Genomic DNA, 1868 nt, shown 5'->3' with positions numbered 1-1868 from the left:
AGTGTCATATCCCCGGTCGGATCAGCGTGCGTGCCAGGCGTCGCACGCCCGGCCGGGGATATGACACAGGCTCTCACCATGACGGCAGCCGCTTCGCTCAGCCGGGGCTCACCCAGGTGCCCAGATCGGCGGAGCGGGTCATGGCGTCCAGCACGGTGGCGCTGTGCACGGCGTCGTCCAGGGTGGCGCCGTGCGAGGTGCCCTCGGCGATGGAGCGCAGGAAGTGGTACGCCTCGATCACCTTCAGATCGTCATAGCCCATGCCGTTGGCCGAGCCGGGCTGGAAGGCGGCGTATTCGCCGTGCCCGGGGCCGACGTACACGGTGGAGACGGGCTGGTCCTGGTACGCGGTGCCGCGGCTGACGCCGAGTTCACCCATGCGCCGGAAGTCCCAGAACACCGCGCCCTTGGTGCCGTGGATCTCGAAGCCGTAGGTGTTCTGTTCGCCGACCGAGACCCGGCACGCCTCCAGCACCCCACGGGCGCCGGAGGCGAAGCGCACCAGACAGGAGACATAGTCCTCGTTCTCCACCGGGCCCAGCTCACCGCCGGTGGCCCGGGTGTGACCGGCGGTTGCGCCGGTGGGGCGGGCCCGCTCGGGCACGAACACGGCGGTGTCGGCGGTCAGCGCATCGATCTCGCCGAGCAGGAAGCGAGCCAGGTCCACCCCGTGGGAGGCCAGGTCGCCCAGCACTCCGCTGCCGCCACGCGCACGTTCGTACCGCCAGGTCAGGGCCCCTTCGGGGTGGGCGGCGTAGTCGCTGAAGAGGCGGACGCGGGCATGGGTGACGGTGCCGATCTCCCCGGCGGCGATCATGGCGCGGGCGGTCTGGACGGCGGGTGCGTTGCGATAGTTGAAGCCGACCGCGCCCTGGACCCCGGCCTCGGCCACGGCCCCGGCGACCGCGCGGGCGTCGTCGGCGGTGAGCCCGACCGGCTTCTCGATCCAGATGTGCTTGCCCGCCCGTGCCATGGCGACGCCGATCTCGCGGTGCAGGAAGTTCGGCGCGGCGATGCTGACCGCCTGGACCCGGGGGTCGGCGGCGACCTCCTGCCAGTCCCGGGCGGCGGTGGCGAAGCCGTACCGCCCGGCGGCCTCCTCGGCCCGGCCGGGCACCTCGTCGGCGACGGCGACGAGTTCGGGCCGTACGGACAGCTGCGGGAAGTGGTGCGGCAGCCGGACGTACGCCTGGGTGTGCACCCGTCCCATCCAGCCGAATCCCACGACGGCGACCCCGAGCGTACTCACCATGACTGCCCTTCTTTGGACCGTTCCAGATCTCTCCCGGCCCACACTGAAAGCACTCCCCGCAGGTGTCAACCCCTTTGACAACCGCGTCCGCCATATGGAACGGTCCAGACCATGAGACCACCGACGATCCGCGATGTCGCCGAACGGGCCGGAGTGTCGAAGTCGCTGGTCTCCCTGGTGCTGCGCGGCTCCCAGCAGGTGCGCCCCGAGAAGCGGCGGGCCGTCCTGGCCGCCGTCGAGGAGCTCGGCTACCGGCCCAACGCCGCCGCGCGCAGCCTCAGCGAGCGGCGCACCCGGACCGTCGGGGTGCTCCTCAACGATCTGCGCAACCCCTGGTTCGTGGAGCTGCTCGACGGCCTCAACTCCGAGCTGTACGCGAGCGGTCTGCGCACCCTGCTGGCCGACGGCCGGCTCAACTGGCGGCTCGGCGAGGACCTCACCCACACCTTCACCGAGCTCCGGGTGGACGGCCTGATCGCCGTGGGCACGCTCCCGGACCCGGCGGCGGTGCGCACGGCGGCCGCGCGGGGGCCCCCCGAGGTGGCGGGCCCCCCCCCGCCCCGGCTGCCCCGCGGGGGCCACCGCGCGGGCGACCACGAGCCGGGGGCCCCCCCGG

2 protein-coding genes are annotated in these 1868 nt (G+C 72.9%); one reads left to right on the top strand and one right to left on the bottom strand.

The genetic code is table 11. The features are described from left to right. Positions 1-97: 97 nt before the first annotated feature. Entirely contained in the window at positions 98-1252 is a 1155-nt protein-coding gene (locus ACFXB5_RS51605) for a Gfo/Idh/MocA family protein (protein ID WP_385222537.1), read from the bottom strand. Between the two features lie 111 nt (positions 1253-1363). Between ACFXB5_RS51605 and ACFXB5_RS51600 the strand changes: the two genes are divergently transcribed. Then, positions 1364-1868 (top strand): LacI family DNA-binding transcriptional regulator (locus ACFXB5_RS51600; protein ID WP_385222534.1); only part of this gene is annotated, 505 nt, incomplete at its 3' end.

Source organism: Streptomyces sp. NPDC059455 (assembly GCF_042750115.1).
GTDB lineage: Bacteria > Actinomycetota > Actinomycetes > Streptomycetales > Streptomycetaceae > Streptomyces > Streptomyces endocoffeicus.
The sequence above is the reverse complement of the archived record's forward strand: the minus strand, read 5'-3'. Positions and strand labels throughout refer to the sequence as shown.